Source organism: Sphingomonas sp. CFBP 13720 (genome assembly GCF_014842075.1).
Taxonomy (GTDB): domain Bacteria; phylum Pseudomonadota; class Alphaproteobacteria; order Sphingomonadales; family Sphingomonadaceae; genus Sphingomonas.
The window spans coordinates 13,739-35,691 of record NZ_JACYVA010000015.1; the positions used below are offsets into that span (position 1 = coordinate 13,739).

Here is a 21,953-nt window from a genome sequence, read left to right on the forward strand (position 1 = left end):
TACCGCTTGTCCTAATGTAACGCTTTCAAGTGCAGGACGCCCCTCGCACTTTGCTCATCGAAGCGGTGAGCAGCGTTCAACACCGACTCGAGTGGCCTTTCGGCTACTTTCCCCTCGAGTACTTCTTCGCAAACCTGAACGACTTGAGCCAGGATCGAAACGGCGAGCGTTTGCGGGTCCCGAGTGGCGGCAATGATCCCGACCGGCCCAACGACGCGGTCGATGGCGAGTGGGTCCGCGCCAGCCGCCAACAAACGATTTCGCCGCTCGGTGTGGGTTTGCCTGCTGCCCATCGCACCGATGAACAGCGGTTGCTGCTCGAGTGCCTGCAGCAGCAAGTCGGTCTCCCAGTCGTGATCATGGAATAAGGTAACGACCGCGGACCATGGGTCGAGCAAGAAGCTGTCCGCAGGCCCGACGATCCGCAGAAGGTGGGCCGGCCTGCCTCTCGCGTGCGCCTCGTCGACGAGCGAGGATTGCGGACTGAATAGCAGCGTCTCCGCGCCATAGGCTTCTGCCATCTGCAGAAGGGCGCCCGGTTCCGCGCCATGCCCGAGGACGATGAGGCGCAGTTGCGGATCGTGCCGCGCGATGAAGTCGTGCCCAGACCAACCCGTTCGATCCGTTTCCGCAGCTTCGGAGGCGGCGAATGTGCCGCTACGTGAAAGTCGCAGCTTCAGCGGTCGGCGCCGCTCCAGAATGTCCAGCGCCAGGTCGATCTGCGAGCGGTTGGGATCGGGCAGGAACAGAAGGTCGATGCCGCCGCCGCACGGAAGCCGAATGTCGATGTAAGGCGATCCTGCGCCATAGCGGACGTGCCGCGGCTGTCCCGCCGCCAGCACCTCTTGCGCTTCGGCGATAACCGCGGCCTCGACGCATCCACCAGAAAACGATCCTATTACGGCTCCGCTTTCGGCAACCGCCATGTGCTCGCCCGGCGCGCGGGTCGCGCTGCCGGTGACGTCGGTAAGAGTCACCAGCACGGCGCGTTCTCCCCGGTGCGCGCAGTCGCGCATGAAATGGAGGATGGAACGCGCCTGCTTCACGCGGTCGCAGTCCCTCGCGTAGCCGGAGCGCGGCTGTGCATGCGTGCCACCGCGAAGGCGGCCAGCGCTGCGAGGGCGAGGAGCGCACCGCTGGTGAGGAACTCGGGGACAGCGCCGGCAGTGTCGAACACGATGCCGCCGATTGTGGCCCCGAGGGTGATTGCAAGCTGGACGATCGCCACCATCAAACCGCCGCCGGCTTCCGCTTCGTCGGGAGCGGTGCGCGCGAGCCAGGTCCACCAGGCCACCGGTGCCGCCGTTCCGGCAAAGCCCCATACCGCGAGCAGCGCGGCGGTTGCGATCGTCGATCCGCCGAACAGTGTCAGGGCCACCGCTACGGCAGCCATGGCGGCCGGCAGCACGCCAAGGGTCACGTAGAGCCTGTGGTCGAGGACGCGGCCGATCAGCAGCGTGCCGATGAAGCCGGAGACACCGACGATCAGGAGCATGATAGACAGCATCGACACGCTGACGTGCGTCACCTGCTCCAGGAAGGGGCGCAGGTAGGTGAACAGCGAGAACTGCCCCACGAACAGCAGCGCAACCGTGCCGAGCCCGAACAGGACCGGCGGGCGGCGCAGCAGCGCGGCCATGCCGTTGCCGCCCTGTCGCGCGACAGCAGGCAGCTTGGGAAGGGCGAGAGCCTGCCAGATCACTGCGGCGGCCGCGACCGGCACAACGCAGAAGAAGGCGCCGCGCCAGCCGATAAGACTACCCATGAAGCTGCCGAGAGGGGCAGCAAGCACGGTAGCAAGAGCGTTGCCGCCGTTGATGACCGCCAAGGCCTTGGGAACGGAGGCGTCCGGCACCAGCCGCATCGCGATGGCCGCGGACATCGACCAGAAGCCGCCGATGGCGATGCCGAGCAGAGCTCGGCCACCCATGAAGATCAGGTAGCTCGGCGCGAACGCGACGATGACACCAGACACGATCAGCAGCCCGGTCAGCAGGAGCAGGACCAGTCGCCGGTCCAGATCGCCGAGGATGAAGGAGAGCGAAAGGCTCGTCACCACGGCGAACACGCCGGAGATGGCGATAGCCTGGCCCGCCTGTCCCTCGGTGAGCTGAAGCGTATGAGCGATCGGGCTCAACAGGCTGACGGGCATGAACTCGGATGCTACGAGCACGAAGCTGCACAGCGCCATCGCATAGACAGCACCCCAATGGGCCGGTTGATCGATTGCGCCGCGCTGGGCGCCGGTCGCCGCGGGAGCGGCCAAGCCTGTCATGATGGCTTCTCCTTATAGTGGTTCGAAGCGCCCGGATCGAAGCGAGGCCCGGGGGAGGAACGTCGCAGTCGTCCGGGCACACGCGGCATCACCGGGTTCGCGGAAGCGGTGAGCTGCGTACGAGCCTAAACTAAGGGGCGGGGGAACAGCCCACAACGCCGGGCGAGGTTGATGGAGCAGTGAACGCGCTTCATCGTTGCGCTACGATATTGGGGTATTCGCGATCCGGTAGCGAAGCCAGACGATACCATTGTCCAACACTTCGTGGCTTTCCAGTGTCAGCCGTTTCATGGCGGGAATCGCTGATGCGTCTGTTGCCGGACCGTCGAAGACTGCAGGAGCGCCCCCGATCCCGTCGATCGCGGGCACAAGCATCAAGCTGACTTCATCGACCAGCCCGGCGCGCAGGAACGCACCGTTGAGATGTCCGCCGCCTTCGAGGAGAAGGCGATCAAGCCCGAGCTCTTCGCCAAGTATGACCAGCGCCTGCCGAAGATCCAGCTCGTCCTTTCCGGCGAAAATATAGCCGACGCCGTCAGCGCGTAATCCCGCGAGATGCGCGTCCGACACCTGCTCGGTCAGGACGACGACGATCGGGTCGCCCCCGACGTCGCTGCGCCCCCACACGATCTTCCCGTGCGCATCGGTGACGATCCCGTAGGCGTCTGCTGACTTGTTCGGCAGCCAGGATATGCGTGGGAGCCGTTCGTCGGTCTGCGCGGGGTAGGTGTCACCTTTGGCAAACTCCTGCCCTGTGACGCGGCCGACGATCCATGATCCCCCACCGAGGCGGACATGCAGATCTTCGTAGGCAGCGTGCGAATGGGCATCGCTCGGTGTCCAGCGCTCGGGCAGGATGCGCCCGTCGAGACTGCTGGCCATGTGACAGATGATGTGTGGCTTCATGGCCATCCTGTTGGCTGCTGCGGTGGGGCGAACACAGAACACTTTCGCGCCACCTTCGTCTTCGTGAGATCGCTGCACTGGAACGATGAGCGTTCCTCATGGAGTAAGTCGGCCCGAAGTGCGTTGAAACCCTAACATTTTGGCAGCCGATGCCACCATCCCGAAAGGATCAACCCTATGAGCGCTCAACCCCAGTCCTATGCCGGCAAAGTCGCCTTCATTAGCGGCGGTGCCAATGGCATCGGCCGCGCCACCGCGCTCGCCTTTGCCGAAGCTGGCGCCAGCGTCGCTGTCGTGGACATCGCCGACGACGAGGTCGCAGACGTCGTCAAGGAGATCGAGGCGGCTGGCGGTACGGCGCTTGGCGTCCATTGCGACGTGTCCAAGAGCGAAGACATTAAGGCCGCTCTCGACAAGACAATCGAGGCATTCGGCGGTCTCGACATCGCGTTCAACAATGCCGGCGTCGAACAGCCGATGATCCCACTCGTCGAGATCGAGGAAGACGCCTTTGACCGGCTCGTCGCGATCGACTTGCGCGGCGTGTATCTCGCGATGAAGTACCAGATCCCGCTGATGAAGCAGCGCGGCGGCGGGTGCATCGTCAACACCTCGTCCGGCGCAGGCGTGGTCGGGATCAAGGGTCAGGCGGCGTATGTCGCGGTCAAGCATGCGGTCGTGGGCATCAGCAAGTCGGTCGCTCTCGAAGCGATCGGCGATAATATCCGGGTCAACGCGCTCTGCCCGGGCGTCATCGCGACGCCGATGATCCTCGACCGCGTGTCCGGTGGCACCGAGGAGGGCAGGAAGCAGATGGAGGGGCATGAGCCGATCGGCCGGTTGGGCAAGCCCGAAGAGATCGCGGCGGCGGTGCTCTACATGTGCTCCGATCTCGCCGCCTTCATGGTCGGCCACGCGATGGTCGTCGACGGCGGCCAGACGGCGGGCCTTCCCGAGTGAGCGCGCACCCGGCGATCGCGGCGGATCGTGTGGCCGTCGTCACTGGCGGAGCGAGTGGGATCGGCTTCGCCGTTGCCGAGCGGCTCGGCCATGCGGGTATGCGAGTCGTCCTCGCAGACCTGCCTGGCGAGGCACTTGAGCAAGCCTGCGAACGTCTAGCGGCGGTCGGCATCGTCTGCCGCGCAAAGGCGACCGACGTCGGTGATCCCGCCGCGGTCGCAGCACTGGCCGATGCGGCACAGGCCGTTGGCGAGGTGTCCCTGCTGATGAACAACGCGGGCCGCGAAGGTGGCGGGGGCATTCTCGCCGATCGCGCCATCTGGACGGGCACGCTCGATACCAACCTGATGGGACCGCTGCACGGGATTCAGTCCTTTCTGCCCGCCATGCTGGAAGCGGACTGGCCATGTACGATCGTCAACACCGGATCGAAGCAGGGGATCACTCTGCCCCCCGGCGACGCCACCTACAATGTCAGCAAGGCGGCGCTTAAGGCCCTCACGGAATCGCTTGCGCACGATCTGCTCAAGACAAATGGGCGGCTCAGCGCACACCTGCTGATTCCCGGCTTCACCTTCACCGGCTTCAGCACGCGGCGCGGCATCGCCAAGCGGCCAACCGGTGCCTGGTCTGCCGACCAGGTCGCGGAGTTCATGCTGGAGAGCATGGCGCGGGGCGACTTCTACATCCTGTGTCCCGACAACGACGTGCCGCGCGCGACCGACGAGAAGCGGATCGCCTGGGCGGCCGAGGACATCATCCGCAACCGCCCCGCCTTGTCGCGCTGGCACCCCGACCATGCCGAAGGCTTCGACGCCTTCATGCGCGCGCCCTGACCACCGGAGATCATCATGAACTGCACCCTCCTTGCAGCTACCGCAGTGGCAGCGCTGATCGCCGGCCCCGCGCTTGCACAGAACACCAACAGCGTTGGTCTGCCCGCGAGCGGCAAGCGCGCGCCCAACAGTGCACCGGCCCCCGGTCGTCCACTGCCGGTCAACGACCCGACCGCGCCCGCGCAGAAGCCCGCCTTTGCCGGGCAGATGCGTGCGCCCGCCGTGGTGACGCGGACGCCGATCGACGTGCAGGTCAAGACACGCGGGCTGGATCATCCCTGGGGGATGGCCTTCATCGGCGACGGCAAGCTGCTCGTCACCGAGAAGCCGGGCGCGATGCGCATCATCGACATGGTCAGCGGCGAGCCCATCGCTGGCGTCAGCGAAGTGCCAAGGGTCGTCTATGGCGGCGATGCCGGGCTGCTCGATGTGGTCGCCGATCCGAACTTCGCGCAGAACCGCACCATCTACTTCACCTATGTCGAACCCCGCGGCGAGAAGGACAGCGGGGTAATCGTCGCCAAGGCGCGGCTCGATCCCCCCGCGGGCGGCAATCAGGCACCGATGTACAAGCTGGCGGAGGTAACGACGCTTCTGCGAGTCGATCCCTCGCTGCCGCAGCAGGCGCACTACGGATCGCGCCTGGTGTTCGATAGTGACGGCTATCTCTATGTCTCGCTGGCGGAGCGGTTCTTCAGCCCCACTCGCGATGAGGCGCAGTCGCTTTATTCCTGGCTGGGAAAGGTGCTTCGCGTCGACACCAGCGGCAAACCGGCACCGGGCAACCCCTATGCCGCTAACCAGGAGGCGGAGAATCACATGCGCGCAGAGATCTGGAGCTATGGTCACCGCAACCCGCAGGGTCTGGCGATCAATCCCGTCGACGGCAGCCTGTGGGACGCCGAACACGGCCCGGACGGCGGCGACGAGATCAACCGTATCGCGCGCGGCGCGAACTACGGGTGGCCGCTCGTCGCATACGGCACCAACTACGATCACAGCGCCATCCAGGGTGGCCGTACCCGGATGCCGAACACCGTCCAGCCGCGCTACGTCTGGCAGGCGGCGGTCGCGCCGGGCGGCATCGCTTTCTACTCCGGTGATCTGATCTCCGAGTGGAAGAACAATCTGTTCGTCGCCGCGCTGGCCGGGCAGCACTTGGCGCGGTTGGTGATCGACGGCGACCGTATCGTCGGCGAGGAGCGTCTGCTGCAGGATCAGCACCAGCGTTTCCGGCATGTCGCCCAAGGACCCGATGGTGCGCTCTGGGCAATTACCGATGCCGCCGATGGCAGGTTGATCCGGCTGTCGACGCGCTGAGCTGACCAACCAGAGCACCACGCTTGACGCCAAGAGCGATGAACGATGCTCACTGCTGCATCGCACGCTACCGGGCTAACCCGCCGAGCCTGAGCGGCCTAGCTAACCCCTGACATCATCATCATTCAGGAGCCCGCCCATGCGTGCCACCGTCATGCACAATACCGGCGACGTCCGAATCGAGAACGTCCCGGATTCCGTCATTCAGAAGCCTACCGACGCGATCATCCGAGTTACTCGCGCTTGCATCTGCGGCAGCGATCTGTGGCCGTACAATCTCGGCCCCGCTGCGGGCGGGCAGCGCATGGGCCATGAAGCGATCGGTATCGTAGAGGAGGTCGGCAGTGACGTCCGCCGCGTCCGCAAGGGCCAGGTCGTGATCATGCCGTTCGCCAACTCCGACGGCACCTGCATGTTCTGTGAGGAAGGGCTGCCGACCGCCTGTGTTCAACTCAACTTCTTCGGGAATGGCGGCGGCATGGAAGGCGCGCAGGCGGAAGCACTACGCATCCCGAACGCTGACGGCACGCTCTATCCGATCGATGTGGATGCCGACGACGCGCTGATGCCGTCGCTCCTGACCCTGTCCGACGTAATGGGTACCGGACATCATGCCGCAGTGGCTGCACGGGTCGCGCGGGGCCACACCGTCGCAGTGGTCGGTGACGGGGCGGTCGGCTTGTGCGGGGTCATCGCCGCCAAGCGGCTGGGCGCCGAGCAAATCATCATTATGGGCCGGCATGCCGATCGCATCGCGCTCGCCAAGGAGTTCGGCGCTACCGATGTCGTCAGCGAGCGCGACGATGCCGCGGTGGAGCGGATCATGGTGCTGACAGGCGGTTTCGGCGCGCACTCGGTTCTGGAGTGCGTCGGTACCGCGCAAACGATCGCGACATCAATGTCGATCGCGCGGCCGGGCGGTGCCGTAGGACGCGTCGGCGTGCCGCACTATCAGGTAGTCCCAACCGCCGACCAGATGTTCTTCAAGAACATCAGTGTAGCAGGCGGCCCAGCGCCGTCGCGCGCTTATATCGCCGAGCTTCTTCCCGACATCATGAGCGGTGTGATTGATCCGGGTCGGGTATTTGATCGTACCGTAGACCTAGACGGCGTGTCGGACGGGTATCGTGCCATGAATGCACGCGAGGCAATCAAGGTCATGGTGCGACCATAGCCCCACCTAGTCCGAGCAACGGGCGAGAACCGGACGGGATTTAGGAGCGCGATTAAAGATGCGCGTAACTATAACGGTTGCGATCGCGACCTCTGTAGCCGCTGTCAGCGTGTCGGTTGCGATGAGACGAGATATCGGGAAGCCCTCAATGGCCATCATGCAGCCAGAAGCGATTCACAAGATCACGCTAACCATTGGTAAGACGACCCTGTCGGCGACGCTGTTCGAGAACCCAACCGCACGCGATTTCGCAACGACGTTACCATTCGAAGCGGACATGCGCGACCTGTTCTGGCAGGAAAAGGCCGGGCGAACAGCACGTGCGCTGTCAACCAGCGGGCCCGCCCAACGCGACTTCGAGGTCGGCGACATTGGCTATTGGTCACCCAGTACCGATGTCGCGATCTACTATCGTGACGGCGACAAATTGCCTTCGCCGGGCATTATTATGATTGGCAAGGTGGACGGCGACATTTCCGTGCTCAGGATATCTGGAAAAGTGAGGGTCAGGTTTGCCCGCGCCGACTAACGCTCAAGGCGAGCATGAGGCGTTGCCTATCGCTGCACTGCTGGCGCTGGCTATGGCTGGATTCCTCTCGATCGTAACGGAGACGCTACCCGCCGGCTTGCTACCTCAGATTGCTTGCGGTTTACATATTTCACAGGCGATGGCTGGTCAGCTGGTCACCATTTACGCGGCGGGGTCGCTCATTGCGGCACTGCCGTTAGTGACAATGACCCAAAGCTGGCCGCGTAAACCGCTGCTTCTTGCCGCGGTTGCCGGTTTCCTTGTTTCGAATTCGATCACGGGTCTATCGTCCGACCTTGCCCTAACAATGGCCGCACGTTTCCTAGCCGGCGTCTGCGCTGGCCTTTCTTGGGGCATGGTAGGGGGCTTTGCCCGACGTATGGTTATTGAGCCTTTAAAAGGACGCTCGCTCGCCATCGCAATGGTCGGCACACCGGTAGCGCTTTCGATTGGAGTGCCACTTGGAACCTTCGTCGGGAATGCTGTTGGTTGGCAAAACGGCTTCCTAGCAATCAGCGCGCTGGCTGCCGGGTTGATAGGATACATCTTCTGGCAGGTCCCAAATTTGCCTGGGCAACCTGCGGAACAGCGCTTATCGATACTGTCAGTGTTTCGAAGGCCGGGGGTCTGCCCTGTGCTAGCGACCGCGTTCACATGGGTGACGGCCCACTATATTCTGTACACCTACATCGCGCCGTTTTCAGTCATAATTGGCTTTGCGGGCCGGGTCGATCTGTTGTTACTGGTTTTTGGTTGCGCCTCGCTCGGCGGCATTTGGCTGGCTGGCATGATGGTAGACTGCAAGCTGCGCCTGCATGTGCTGACAAGTATTCTGCTGTTTGCAGCCAGCATTAGCGTGTTCTGGATGGTACCCAGCATTCCCGCCGTAGTGTTCTTGGCTGTTCTACTGTGGGGCGCAACGTTTGGTGGCGCTGCCACCTCGCTTCAAACTGCGGCGTCGGATGCCGCAGGTGAGGGTGTTGACATCGTAGGAGCTATGCTCACAACGGTATGGAACGCTGCAATCGCCGGGGGCGGTATTATTGGGGCAATGTTTTATCATAATGGGATCGCCAGAGACCTATTGCCTGCAATGCTTGCGCTCGTTGCTGCAGCATACGTGATCGCAGTCGCGGCTCGCCGGCATGGGTTTATTCCCGGCCCCCGTTCAAAACGGTGATGCGGAGATCAAGTTTTGAAACGTCGCCATGTATCATTCGATACGTTAATCGACCGCCCGTCGTTAATAACAACGTCCGCTTTATGCCAAAACGCTCTATTGTCTGTTAACGGCATCAATGGCATAAAATCGATCAGCGACCGAACGTAATTGCCTTGCTTTAGCACCTTCGGTAGTCAGTACGACGGGGGCTATGCTTCCGTCCTCGTTAAAATACATCCGTTCAATAGCAACTTGTCGATGATTGCCGTCGGTCTCGTTCAAAGGCCGTCGGTGGTACACGATGTACCAATCGTCTGTACCAGGGAAGCAGATTGCGGAGTGATGTCCGGCACCGCGGGCTATGCGGGGATCCTGCTGCATAATTTTGCCTCGAGCCGTGAACGGTCCGAGCGGACTTGAGCCCGTGGCATAGGCTACGCTGTACAGGGGGCCAGTCCACTCACCTTCAGACCACATTAAATAGTAAATGCCCCGCCGTTTCAGCATGAACGGTCCCTCGACGTAATCAGCAGAAGGCGTAATCGACTTGAAGGTCGCGCCGTCGTCGAACGGCGTAACACCAGTAAGGTCGTGCGAGAGGCGTACGACGTTGCAATGCTTCCAGCCGCCGTAGTACAGGTAGCATCTGCCGTCGTCGTCGCGAAACGCCATCTGATCGATCGGCTGAGCGCCGCCGACGATACTGCCGATTAGCGGCTTGCCGATGGCATCCCGAAACGGACCCTCCGGCCGTTCGCTAACGGCAACACCAATCCCGCCGCGCTGCTGATCGTTTTTAATGTCGTTAGCGCTGAAAAAGAGAAAATAGCGGCCATCCTGTTCGATCGCCGAAGGGGCCCACATCGCATAAGCTGCCCAACTCACATCCTTAACATCGAGTACGCGCGGGTGGCGCGTCCACGTTACAAGATCGGGTGAGGAGAAGGCGTCGAGGAAGGTCTGTTTAAGGAACGGACTCCAGATCTTCGTCGAAGCACGCTCCTGTGCTTGGCCCGCCGTGAAACGACTGGGTGGAACAGCGAGGGCTCCATCGGCAGAGTACGTTGGATAGATCCAATAGCGATTGCCGAAGATCCGTATTTCGGGATCCGCATACCATCCCGGCAACGCAGGGTTTTTTGACCATGCCGCGCGTGTAGAGACGATACCGGCGCCAATCCCGGTCAGCAGCATCCTGCGATCAAACAGTGGCACGAGACGTCCCCTTAGCAGCTACTCTGCACGCATACACCATTTCGGCATTCGGTCGGAGCCCTTCGTCGCACTACCGGTTGAGTGTTTTATCGTACCGTCTTTCGTAGGATTTCGAGAGTTCCTTGTGGGGACTGGTACACCGCGGAAGCACGAAGACCATGCGCGTCGTCCTGACACCAGCGCAGCGTGTCGAGCTTCGTTCGCGCCGCTGACGTGCGGACTGGAGGTCAACTTGAGAAGGTTGAAAAAACTGCAAAATAGGACAAAAATCGAGGTTATAGACCGGGAAAAGTATCTAAATCTACAAAACTCACTGGAGCGCATGAAGCCGAATTATTATATTACATTAAGTGCTTCTGCATAGCAAAGCGCCGACACTCAGTTGTCGGATGTCCAAGACCTTCCAACCACAATCGCCAGAGGCGTGACCTTGTGGCTATCGGATCGGGCCAACTCGACTGGGCGAGCGTTGCCGTCATGATAGCAACACGTGAGCCTTGAGCATTTCGTCGTCTTCGGTTGCAATGACGCCGTCGCGGGTCCTAGCTAGCCTCGGGCAAACAGACGGTGCGGGCTCAACGTAAGGAAAACACTTCTGCTGTATCGCTACTATCATTCAACCTTGAGCCATAAAATATACGATTGACTAGATCCAATTTTGAGTGCAAATTTTTATTCCCCAAGCGTTGGGAAACTGGTCCTGTTGCGGTTTCATTATCGCGCAGGGCCGCCATTTTGGGGTTTGCGGAGGCTCCGCAGGCCGAACGGTGGAAAGCGTAGCTTACTCAAGTAGAGACGGCTAACGCGCTGTTTGGGGCTTTCGACTTGCTCAGGGTCCGGTAGGTTGCCCATTTCCGTGCAACGGACTTACCATCCAGCGGATGAGTCGCGCCGAAATTGCGATCGGTTCCGCCTTTTCCATCTCTCAACCCGTAGCAATTAGTGGAATGTTAGAGCGTAAGTTCATCGACGGTTGTCAATCCCGTAATCTGCTCTTAACAGTGGTAGCGTTATCATAGAAATAAACGTGCGCCGATCAGGACGCATGAGGATGTGATAAACTAGGGGAGCTCGCATGAAAGCAATGAAAGAAGATTTGTGCCGTCGACAGCTGCGCCTACGGGCCGGTGTTTCGGCGGTAGCGCTGTTTGCAGCCGGACACAGCGCCAGCGCGATGGCACAGGCCGAAATTCAATCCATCGCGCCTGACGCAACCCAAGCTGCGGCGCCTAGTCAGGATGTCGGGGAGCCCGCTACGAACGCTAGCTCTGATGAAATCGTCGTCACTGGACGGCGCGCCGCGCTGGAAGCCGCAGTGGAGCGCAAGCGTCGAAGCGAAACGATCGTCGACTCAGTCGTAGCTGACGACGCCGGCAAGCTGCCGGACAATTCCATTACCGAAGTACTTCAGCGCGTATCGGGCGTCTCAATCGTTCGTTTTGCCGCGTTGGGCGATCCCGATCACTTTTCCGTCCAGGGCTCGGGCGTGCAGGTGCGTGGTCTGACTGGCGTAGCGTCGCGTCTTAACGGCCGCGAGATTTTCAGCGCGAACAACGGGCGGGCGATTCTTTGGAGCGACGTTACCCCGGAGCTGATGGCCGCAGTCGACGTCTATAAAGCCTCGACTGCCGATCTCATCGAGGGTGGCACTGGCGGCCAAATCGATCTACGCACCAAAATGCCATTCGATTTCAATGGCAAGTTCCACGTTGCCGGGACTGCCGAACTCAGCGTCGGCGACATGGCCAACAAAGCCGATCCCATGGGGTCGGTTCTGGTTACAGACTCGTTTGAAACGCCGATCGGGCGCATCGGACTACTTGCAGATATCGCTTTCAGCCAGTTCAGCTCACTGTCCCAGTTCATCCGCACAGAGCCCTATTACAAGACCCGGATCGGTGCGCAGGACCGATACATTCCTGGCGGCTTTACCTATGGCGATGAAGAATTTCAGTATCGACGCTACGGCATATACGGCGCCGCGCAGTGGGCACCGTCTGAAGAGCTGATATTTACGGCCACCTTCTTTCAATCACGCTACAAGAGCGAATCGAACGACTTCGGTGCGCAGGTGTCTTCTCAGTCGCTAGCGGTCGATCCTGCCAACAGCACGTTCGATTCCAACGGACTCCTGCTTGAGACCGGCTCGTTGTTCAACCGAGATACTGGGACGTTCCTGCCCGGTGGTCAGGTAACAAGCAGCGGCAACAAGGGGTTCGTCGAAAGCAACACGCGGACTCGTGATTATTCGCTGTCCTTCGCGTGGGCACCAGAAGACGGCCCCTTCACCGTCAAGGGCGCAATCCAGCGGGTGGATTCACGCCAGATCTACGACCGGATCGATATCTTCCGGGAAATCGGGTTCGGGCAGGGTTTCGGTATGGACCTGACCGGCAACCTGCCACGTATCACAGTTAGCCCCGCAACCCAGGCATCGTTCGCCAATCCCGCAAACTACTTCTGGTCGGCCTCGATGCCGCACAACGAACGCAATGAAGGGCGGCTGGATACTGCCCAGCTCGATGCCGAATACAAGTTCGATTCGAGCTTCTTCCGCTCGGTCAAGATCGGTGGTCGTTATGCCAAACGGACCGAGCGCGATTTGCAGAACGGCTACAACTGGACGCCGCTCGGCCGAGGCTGGAACGGCGATCCGCAGCTTACGTATGCGAATGCCGCGCCTGGCGACACTGCCACCCACGTATTCGATGACTTCTTCCGCGGCGAAACCCTGCTGCCGGGCAACCTGCAGTTCGCGACCAAGGCGCTGGCGGATCGTTTTAACGCCGATCGGACTGGTCTCGTCACACCGCCTCCGGCCGGCTTCTGCCCGCCCGGCACAGAATTTGACTGTTCGGCATCCGGACCACTCCCGCGGACTGGCTATGGCGGACTGTCAGGCATCCGTGCGCCTGGCTTCATTCTTCCAGGCGACCAGGTCGACAACCGTACGGAGAATCTGGCAGGCTATGCGCTGGTGCGGTTCGGACCGCAGGGCGACGATAACGGCATTTCTGGCAACGTCGGCGTGCGCGTGGTCAACCTGAAGAACGAGGGTAGTGGCTTCATTCAACAAAACGGCAACACGTTCATCCGCAATGGCCAAACCGTAACGCTCGGCCAGCAGTTCATCGCTCGCGGCGGCGAGGCGGAGTTCACGCGAGTGCTGCCGTCGATAAACCTGGTGTTCGCGCCGTCCGACCGCGTCAAGATTCGTGGCGGGTACAACATCACGCTGGATCTGCCGAGCTTCAATGCGCTCCGGGCATCCGGTGACGTCGGCGTGGCAACGACGGCCAATCCTGTCGCAGGCCAGCCGGGAATCTTCACGAACTTCACCGCCTCGACCGGAAACCCGCTTCTCAAGCCGACCATCTCCAACAATTTCGACCTGTCGTTCGAATATTACGGTGCGCGCGGCACGACCTTCCATGTAGCGCCGTTCTACAAGCGGATTACCGACCTGCCGATCTTCTCGCTCACGACCCGGCAAGTGCCGATAGCCTTCGCGAACGGTACGACGGAGATCGTCGATGCGACGGCGTCGGACTTCATCAATTCCGAAGAGGCTGCGGAGATCAAGGGGATCGAGGTCGGTGGACGATTCTTCCTCGACATGTTCACCGGTCCGATCAGCGGACTCGGCTTCGAAGGCAATTACACCTTCATCGACAGCAAGAACCCGGGAGACCTGTACCGCGACATCAACGGCGTGATCCGCAACGACGCGCCACTGGTCGGTTTGTCGAAGCACAATGCCAACGCCGCCCTACTGTATGAACGCAACCCGTTCTCGTTGAGAATCGCGTATTCCTGGCGATCGCGCTACCTGCAGTCCACCAACAGCAACGGCACGAACCCTACATATAACTACTACGCGACTCCCGGTGTAGCGACGCCTATCCAGATCGCATTGCCGGTCTACAGTGCACCGTACGGAACGCTGGACGCCGGCGTCCGCTTCAAGGTCACCGAGAACTTCTCGTTCGGTATCCAAGGCACCAATCTGACCGCGACCACGGCGAAGACGGTAATGGGCGGGTATCCCGACGGCGTGCGCGTCGGGCGTAGCTGGTTCCAGAGCGATCGCCGGATTAGTACCGGCATCAACCTGTCGTTCTAGACGATCGAGCCTTACCTCCGCCCCGGCCGGGGCGGAGGTTTTACCGAGCGCATCGCGTAGGGAATGTTGCGGTATGAGAAAGCGCGTGCTGATCGTCGGCGGAGGAACCGCAGGATGGCTGACCGCCGGCTATCTTGCCAAGCGGCTGAGTACCGATCTTCCCGGCGGTGCCGAGATTACCTTGGTGGAATCACGTGAAATAGGCGTGCTGGGCGTCGGGGAAGGCACATTTCCTACGATACGTCGGACGCTGGCTACGATCGGCATCGACGAGGCAGAACTGGTGCGACGTTGTGGCGCCACGTTCAAGCAAGGCGCCAAATTCGTGAATTGGCGGCATACGCCAGGCGATGGCGCGACGGATCACTATTCGCATCCGTTCCAAGGAGCCGATACCAAGACAGGGCTCGAACTGCTTCCCTATTGGCTGATCGGGGTAGGGGGCTCAGAGAACTGGGACGAAGTTGCCACGCCGCAGAAGAAAGCGTCGGACGCGCATCGTGCTCCCAAGCTTGCGAGCCATGCGGATTACGTCGGCCCGCTCAATTATGCATTCCACTTTGACGCTATCGCACTTGCGGGCCTGTTGCGCGAACACGGCGTTGCCAATGGCGTACGCCACCTGACCGATACGGTGACCGAGGTGACGTTGGCCGCCGACGGCGCGATCGCAGGCGTGCGAACCCAAGCCAATGGTGTACTCGATGCTGATCTCTACATCGATTGCACCGGGTTCCGTGCCGAACTCATCGGCAAGGCAATGGGCATACCGTTCAGGTCCTGTCGCGACGTGCTGTTCTGCAACCGGGCAATGGCGGCGCAGTTGCCTTACGCTGCGTCCGGCGATCCGATCGCATCCTACACCATCTCGACCGCCCAGAAGGCGGGCTGGACTTGGGACATAGGCTTGGATCGGCGGCGAGGGATCGGTCACGTGTATTCATCAGATCATACCGACGACGAAGCCGCAGAGCGCGCGTTGCGAACTTACCTTGGACCCGCAGGCGTCGGCGCGGAGGTCCGTCATTTCAGGTTCGAGGCCGGATACCGCGAAATCAACTGGCACAAGAACTGCGTTGCGGTGGGGCTTTCGAGCGGCTTCTTCGAACCGCTCGAGGCGACCGGAATCGTGTTCTCCGAGGTAGCCGCGGGATTGATCGCTAATCTGTTCCCATGGGGCGGCGACTACGAGACGTCCGCCCGCCAGTTCAATCTAAACCTGCGTCGCCGCTACGAGCGGGCGCGAGACTTCATCAAGTTGCATTACTGTATATCCGAACGGCGCGACACTGCGTTCTGGCAGGACAACGTAGCTACGTCCTCGATCCCCGACAGCTTACTTGAAATGCTCGATCGCTGGCGGCACCGCTGGCCTAGCGAGCTCGACATCGACAGCCAGATCGACATCTTCACTGAACCCAGTTGGCAGTACGTACTTTACGGCATGGGCTGGAGAACCGATCTGACCGCGAAGGCAGGCACTTTTCGGTATCATGACGATGCGCGGCGCGCCTTCGCTGAAGTGCGGCAACAGGCGCAGTTTGCCATCCGCAATCTGCCCAGCAACCGGGATCTGGTAGAATATGCGCAGACTCGTCGGTTCGGGGCAAAGGCTGCAGCATGACCCGGGCAGCCCCGATCCGAAAGGTCGTGATAGTCGGCGGCGGTACTGCGGGATGGATGACCGCAGCGGCGATCGGCCGCGCAGTCGCAGCCGACGTGTCAGTCACGCTCATTGAATCGGACGCGATCGGGACGGTGGGCGTCGGCGAAGCGACGATCCCGTCGCTGCTTGATTTCAACCGGATGCTCGGTATCGATGAGGATGCGTTTGTTCGCGCCACGCAGGCGACCTTCAAGCTCGGTATCGAGTTCCGCGACTGGGGGAGTATAGGCGACGCCTATATCCACCCATTCGGCAAGTACGGCCGTGATATCGCGGGCGTGTCGTTCCACCAACTTTGGTTACGGCAAACCGCTCGGTCAGACGGAGTCGATCCGGGTGCTATTGGTGATTATTGCCTGCCGCATGTCGCGGCGCAGCTCGGTCGCTTTAATCGGCCAGTTGCCGATCCGTCAGCAGTGCTGTCCACGCTATTCTATGCCTTTCACTTCGACGCCGGCCTGTATGCCGCATTCCTACGCGACTTTTCCGAAGCAGTCGGCGTAACACGCGTTGAGGGGCGCATCGCGTCAGTCAGACGCAACGTGGAGAACGGCTTCATCGAGGCGTTGGCGTTGGACGACGGACGTCGGATCGATGGCGAACTGTTCATTGACTGCAGCGGCTTCCGCTCGCTGCTGCTCGGCGATGCTCTGGAGGTTCCTTTCAACAGCTGGCAGGACTGGCTGCCATGCGATCGCGCCTGGGCGGTCCCTTGCCGTCGTGGCGCAGCGCTTACGCCATATACTCGTGCCACCGCAGACCGTGCCGGCTGGCGGTGGCGGATTCCGCTTCAGCATCGTGTCGGCAACGGCCACGTCTATTCCAGCGCGTACATCGACGACGATGCGGCACTACGCTCGCTGCTGGATGGTCTGGAAGGCGAGCAGTTGGCTGATCCGCGCCAGTTGCATTTCGTGGCAGGGCGGCGCGCTCGCCTATGGGAGAAGAATTGCGTCGCGATCGGTTTGTCCGGCGGGTTTCTGGAGCCACTGGAATCGACCAGCATTCACCTGATCCAGTCCGGTATCACCCGTTTGCTCACCCTTTTCCCGGATCGCTCGTTCAATCCTGTCGAGATCGCGGAGTATAATCGCGTTCTACTGCGCGAATATGATCAGGTTCGGGACTTCGTCATTCTACATTACCACGCGACCATGCGGAACGACTCCCCGTTCTGGAACCACTGCCGAACGATGACGCTGCCGCAGTCGCTTACCGACAAGCTGGCACTGTGGGCGGACAAAGCACGTCTGTTTCGCGAGAATGGCGAGTTGTTTACTCCCGACAGCTGGATCGCGGTATTGCTTGGGCAGGGAACTCGGCCGGCGTCGTTCGATCCGTTGGTTGACGCGCTTTCAATCGAGGACGCTGAGCGGTTCCTCGCCCATCTTCGTGACGTCATTGGCAAGACGGCAGCGGCCATGCCGACCCACGAGCAGTTCATCTCGCAGCATTGCGCCTCCAACATGCTCAGAGCCGCGTAGTGCGGAGGCCTAGCGCGGTTCGTTCGTCGACGTCGCGTAGCAATGCAGCACTATGAGACAAGCTTGCCACGGAATTTTTCACGTGTGCGGCGCCGTCGGTGGACGTAGCACTACCATTGATGTCGCGCTACGCTCGCTGCGAGCAAAGCAGTTGCGCTATCTACGCACCACTTTCGTCTAAGGATTGGTTCGATCCACGTTGGGCCCATCTCACACGGATCAGAATGACGCGCCCGATCGCTGCTGTAGAGAGACAAACGATGTGCCGGCGCTCTGCCGCACCATGTTACGGCGCGGGTGCAGCAGAGTAGCGGAAATCGCGCAGACGCACTTCGCCACTACCCGCTGCATAGACACCCAGCCTCAAGCTCAGGAAGCCGCCGAACACGTTGTGGTGCATGCCTGACACTTCCATACGTGTGTCGTGTCGGGTCCAGGTCCGCCCTTCGTCAAGCGAGTAGGACTGGGTGATGACGTTCTCGTCATTGTGTATGCGCAGACGCAAAGTTCGCGTCCGAAGCGGTCGACGAGCCCAGGTCAGTTCCTCGGAATATTCAAAGATTTTAAGCGTATCCGGCGTGAAGCCGATCCCGACGAATGCCTTGTGATTGTAGAACAGCAGTAGCCCAGCCTCGGCGTTGCCGATCAGATCGAGCGACAGTTCGGCCTGATACGATCGATCGCCGACAATACAGGTAAGCGGCGACGAGTTGGCGGGCGACGTTCCGCTAGCCTGAACGCGGATACTGGCACCATCGTAGCGGGCACGACCTGCTCCTCCTGCAGCCGGCTCGTGAAAGCTCCATTGAGTGCCCATGCGATTGCGCGAAAAATCGTCGCTCAGCGGCGGGGCTGAAGGGCTCGCTCGGCCCCGACCCGGCTTGCGCATCGGCTTCGAAAGGTCACCGCCCTTCGCTTGGAACCACCCGTCTGCAGTCCACTCGATCGGCTCGAGCAAAGTCTGACGACCGAGCGTTCGAAACCCGTTCTCGTAGCCGTGGTAGACCATCCACCAGTCGCCCGCCGGGCCCTCGATCAACGTGGCGTGGCCACGCGACCACCAGGGCTCTTCCACCGACGTGGTACGCACGAGTGGATTATGTGGACAGTGTTCCCACGGGCCATGGACCGATCGCGACCGTGCTGTGATTACCATGTGTCCCGTGGCAGGGCCGGCTGTGCCGCCCACTGCAGTGACCAGATAACACCAGCCATTGTGCCAGAGTAGTTTAGGACCCTCTGGGGCGAAATTCTCCACTACCCAATCGTCTGGATACCGCCACGGCGCATAGGCCTGTTCAAGAACCCCGTCCGTCGCCAGGCCGTTGTCGGTCAGCCGGATCTTCTTGATGCCGTTGGTAAACAGATAACGCTTGCCGTCTTCGCCTACGATGTGGCCAGGGTCGATCTGGCCCTCAATCCTCAGATCGATCGGGTCGCTCCATGGCCCACGAATATCATCTGCCCAGATCACGAAAATCGACCAGCCGTCGCCCTTAGGATCGGCAGGAATGTAAATGAAGTAGCGGTTGTCGTGTTTAACCAAGTCCACCGCCCAGATCACACCTAGGTTCTTCTGGAGAGCAGGCGCGATCGGAGCCCAGTTCACTAGGTCGGTGGAATGCCAGATAACGAGGGCCGGGTAGGACTGGAACGAGGAGAAGGTCATATAGTAGTCCGCACCATCCTTCAGGATGGTGGGATCGGGATGGTCACCGGCGACGATGGGGTTGCGGAAGGTGCCGTTACCAAGGTCAGCCTTTCGTTGCCCATCCGCGCCGCTGCCCCAAGGGACTTTACCCCGAGGCGCGGGAAGGGCCAGGAGAGGTGCCGCCGCAGGTGCAAGGGATCCGGCGAGCATGGCCGTTAGAAGATTTCGTCTGGGTAGAGGCACGGGTCAACTCCGCAACGTGCGAGGATCAGGGTAAGACGGCGCGACTGTCAGCGAGGGCTGAGCTCGACCATTACGACATCATGGTCACGCATAGGCAGGTTTAGCGTGGTTTTGCCGTCGGCACGTACGGATACTTTGGTAATTATGGGAGTATCGGTCGTAAGCGATTGTAGCTGGTCGAGCTGTGCCGCAGACAGTTTGGTCGGACGACCCAACTCGAGATACGCTGTATAGGCGTCGTTCTGCCTGAACCCGGTACGGCGTACGGAGAGCTGATACGATCCGGGTTTCAAGCCGGCGATGTTGAGCGCAAGCGGCATTGCCTGAGCAGGTGGACGCACTTTGGTGAAGAATGGCCGGTTGCTGACGGGCTGATCCGGCAGCACGTCCCGCCATGCCAAAACCTGCACCGTTTCCCCTTTCAATGCCGCAATGCTTTGCTCGTCCGCCGTTGGTAGCTCACGCTCACCCAGGTCGGCGAGGTACTTGTATGCGAACCAGCTCGCCTTGCGGATCCCATCCGGACTCATGAGCCCGAAACCACCCTCGAACGGCCTCGTTTGGGGGCCGGGTTCCTCGAACAGATCGCTGAACGTCCAGTAGCTCATGCCCTGGGCAAGTCCTTCGGTCCGGCGTAGCTTTGACAGGATGTATGCGGCGCCGAAATAATCGTCATGGATTGGATCGCGCGGATTATAGCTTGTGCTCCACTCAGTGAAGAATAAAGGAAGATCTGGACGTCCTGCTGCCACCATCTGGCTTCGTACCTTGCGTACGTCCTGTACTACCGCGTCCTGATCGCGGGACAGTTTGTTGTCACCTTCGCCCTTCTCGTCGAGGAACCCGCCTTCCACGCCGTAAGTGTGAGTGGCAATGAAATCGACCGGCAGCCTGTTCTTATCGGCATAGGCGAAGAGTTCGGGGACCCACGCGGCACCCGCGCTGGCAGGTCCGCCAACCCGCAGTTTCGGGTCAATCGCCTTGATCGCACGTGCCGAGCGAGCATACAGATCGAAATAGGCTGCTTGGTCGGCTTTCTCCCAGAAGCCGTCAAGGTTCGGCTCGTTCCATACCTCGAAATACCAGTTTCGGACTTCCTGTTCGCCGTAGCGCTGCACCACGTGACGTATGAACGCGTCCACTAACGCCGTCCACTTCTCTGGTTGAGGATGTGACGTATTCCCCTTCCAGTAGAAGATCGTCTGGTCGGACTGCTTCATCGCATCCGGTGTGAAGCCTAGTTCGACAAACGGCTTCAGGCCCATCCCGAGAAGCTGGTCGTACAGGTAATCGATGCGCCGCCAGTCATAGACCGGCTTTCCGTCAATTTCGCGATACGTACCCAACTGGTCGGCAAAGATGTGGTGGAAACGAATGTAGCGGAACCGCAACTCCTTTTGTACCGTCCTGAGCTGCGCCAGACTGTCATCCCGGATGAGCGTGCCGGGGAAGTCGGAGCCAATAGAGAGCTGCGCCATCCGGTTCCGCGGCTTGGACTGGCCAGCGGTATCAACCGTAATGCGGCGAACGGTGGATGTTTGTGCAGCGGAAGGTTCTGGCGATATGATCGCTGAAGTCATGCTCAGCATCAGCGCGGCTGTCATCGCCGTTTGTAGCATCGGCATGTCTGTATTCCCCTCGTCTACGAGCTCCGATCGGCGCGTGAGCGAGGCAATGCCTGCACAATGGCCAGGTTGGAAGCGCCAACGGTTCAGTCGTCTATCTATTCGATCGGAAGGCAGTAGCATGGAGGTTAAGCGCACTCTGCTTTCCGGCTACGACAGGGGCCACTACAGGTCCAAGGATCTCATAATCGCGACTTCACCCGCTGGACTTCAGCGCGCACGAGAGCGACAGCATGGCCTTGAGCCGCACGCCCGAAAGCGTGTCGGCGAAGCCCTGACCGGTACGACCGGCAGGGCTGTAACTGGTGGCAGCGGCAATGGCGCCGCTGGAGATGAGGCCACCACCATGCCCAGACTGAACGACACCCAGTCCATCCTGCTGGCGCACGCCGCGCAGAACGATACCGCCAGCGTGTATCCACTGCCGCTGGCGTTTGCCGACGGCGCCGACCGCGCACGCCGGGCGATTGCGACACTGCTCAGACACGGCTTCGTCGAGGAGCGCGAGGCGGTGGATGCGAAAGCGGTACACCGCACCGACGGTGACCTGCGCTACGGCATGTTCGCTACTGCCGCCGGGCTCGCGGCTATTGGTATCGGGGAGGCCGGGGAGGGGGGTGCCGTCGCAGTGCCAGAGGCTGCCGTGCCTGCGCCCGCCGCAGCAACACCACGCGCAACCAAGGCAGGCGCAGTGCTGGCGCTGCTGTCGCAACCAGCTGGCGCTACGCTGGGCGAACTGATCAGCCTCACCGGCTGGCTGCCACACACGACACGCGCCGCACTG

The 21,953-nt window shown here is 61.0% G+C and carries 16 protein-coding genes; 10 read left to right on the forward strand and 6 right to left on the reverse strand.

Going from position 1 to position 21,953, the window contains the following annotated elements; genetic code table 11:
• Positions 1-11: 11 nt before the first annotated feature.
• From IFT55_RS16820 to IFT55_RS16830, 3 genes are all read right to left on the reverse strand, one after another.
• Complete coding sequence (locus IFT55_RS16820) at positions 12-1,046, reverse strand: XdhC family protein (RefSeq protein WP_192093509.1); 1,035 nt, start codon at positions 1,044-1,046, stop codon at positions 12-14.
• On the reverse strand, positions 1,043-2,275 hold the full coding sequence (locus IFT55_RS16825; protein WP_192093510.1) for an MFS transporter: 1,233 nt from the start codon (positions 2,273-2,275) through the stop codon (positions 1,043-1,045). Before IFT55_RS16825 ends, IFT55_RS16820 begins: the two co-directional genes overlap by 4 nt.
• A gap of 201 nt (positions 2,276-2,476) precedes the next feature.
• Complete coding sequence (locus IFT55_RS16830; RefSeq protein WP_192093511.1) at positions 2,477-3,181, reverse strand: RibD family protein; 705 nt, start codon at positions 3,179-3,181, stop codon at positions 2,477-2,479.
• Between the two features lie 177 nt (positions 3,182-3,358).
• Between IFT55_RS16830 and IFT55_RS16835 the strand changes: the two genes are divergently transcribed.
• The 6 genes from IFT55_RS16835 (at position 3,359) to IFT55_RS16860 (ending at position 9,180) form a co-directional block, all read left to right on the forward strand.
• Positions 3,359-4,141 carry an SDR family NAD(P)-dependent oxidoreductase gene (locus IFT55_RS16835; protein WP_192093512.1) on the forward strand — a complete coding sequence of 261 codons (783 nt, stop codon included), beginning with the start codon at positions 3,359-3,361 and terminating at the stop codon, positions 4,139-4,141.
• Positions 4,138-4,977 carry an SDR family NAD(P)-dependent oxidoreductase gene (locus IFT55_RS16840; protein WP_192093513.1) on the forward strand — a complete coding sequence of 280 codons (840 nt, stop codon included), beginning with the start codon at positions 4,138-4,140 and terminating at the stop codon, positions 4,975-4,977. The genes IFT55_RS16835 and IFT55_RS16840 overlap by 4 nt, the downstream gene beginning before the upstream one ends.
• A gap of 45 nt (positions 4,978-5,022) precedes the next feature.
• Positions 5,023-6,297, forward strand: coding sequence for a PQQ-dependent sugar dehydrogenase (locus IFT55_RS16845; protein WP_197976521.1), 1,275 nt, complete (start codon positions 5,023-5,025; stop codon positions 6,295-6,297).
• 139 nt (positions 6,298-6,436) lie between these two features.
• Positions 6,437-7,471, forward strand: a complete 1,035-nt coding sequence (locus IFT55_RS16850) for a zinc-dependent alcohol dehydrogenase family protein (protein WP_192093515.1) — start codon at positions 6,437-6,439, stop codon at positions 7,469-7,471.
• A gap of 148 nt (positions 7,472-7,619) precedes the next feature.
• Positions 7,620-8,000 carry a cyclophilin-like fold protein gene (locus IFT55_RS16855; RefSeq protein ID WP_197976522.1) on the forward strand — a complete coding sequence of 127 codons (381 nt, stop codon included), beginning with the start codon at positions 7,620-7,622 and terminating at the stop codon, positions 7,998-8,000.
• Between the two features lie 52 nt (positions 8,001-8,052).
• Entirely contained in the window at positions 8,053-9,180 is a 1,128-nt protein-coding gene (locus tag IFT55_RS16860; RefSeq protein ID WP_192093517.1) for an MFS transporter, read from the forward strand.
• 96 nt (positions 9,181-9,276) lie between these two features.
• On the opposite strand, the gene IFT55_RS16865 is transcribed toward IFT55_RS16860, so the two are convergent.
• Complete coding sequence (locus IFT55_RS16865; RefSeq protein WP_342029343.1) at positions 9,277-10,377, reverse strand: glycoside hydrolase family 43 protein; 1,101 nt, start codon at positions 10,375-10,377, stop codon at positions 9,277-9,279.
• Between the two features lie 1,075 nt (positions 10,378-11,452).
• Here IFT55_RS16865 and IFT55_RS16870 point away from each other — a divergent pair.
• The 3 genes from IFT55_RS16870 to IFT55_RS16880 all read left to right on the forward strand — a co-directional run bounded on the left by IFT55_RS16870 (position 11,453) and on the right by IFT55_RS16880 (position 17,650).
• A complete protein-coding gene (locus tag IFT55_RS16870; protein ID WP_192093518.1) occupies positions 11,453-14,500 on the forward strand; it encodes a TonB-dependent receptor in 3,048 nt (1,015 codons plus the stop codon).
• An 85-nt stretch (positions 14,501-14,585) separates the two neighbouring features.
• The gene (locus tag IFT55_RS16875; protein WP_342029344.1) at positions 14,586-16,124 is read left to right on the forward strand and encodes a tryptophan halogenase family protein; all 1,539 of its coding nucleotides are present in this window, start codon (positions 14,586-14,588) and stop codon (positions 16,122-16,124) included.
• Positions 16,121-17,650, forward strand: coding sequence for a tryptophan halogenase family protein (locus IFT55_RS16880; RefSeq protein WP_192093520.1), 1,530 nt, complete (start codon positions 16,121-16,123; stop codon positions 17,648-17,650). Before IFT55_RS16875 ends, IFT55_RS16880 begins: the two co-directional genes overlap by 4 nt.
• A 286-nt stretch (positions 17,651-17,936) precedes the next feature.
• Here IFT55_RS16880 and IFT55_RS16885 read toward each other — a convergent pair whose 3' ends face one another.
• Positions 17,937-19,511, reverse strand: a complete 1,575-nt coding sequence (locus IFT55_RS16885; RefSeq protein ID WP_192093521.1) for a family 43 glycosylhydrolase — start codon at positions 19,509-19,511, stop codon at positions 17,937-17,939.
• Between the two features lie 80 nt (positions 19,512-19,591).
• Complete coding sequence (locus IFT55_RS16890) at positions 19,592-21,169, reverse strand: GH39 family glycosyl hydrolase (RefSeq protein ID WP_249403907.1); 1,578 nt, start codon at positions 21,167-21,169, stop codon at positions 19,592-19,594.
• A 346-nt stretch (positions 21,170-21,515) separates the two neighbouring features.
• On the opposite strand from IFT55_RS16890, the gene IFT55_RS16895 reads away from it, so the two are divergent.
• Positions 21,516-21,953: DUF3489 domain-containing protein (locus tag IFT55_RS16895; protein WP_192093522.1), on the forward strand; the 438-nt coding region annotated here is incomplete at its 3' end.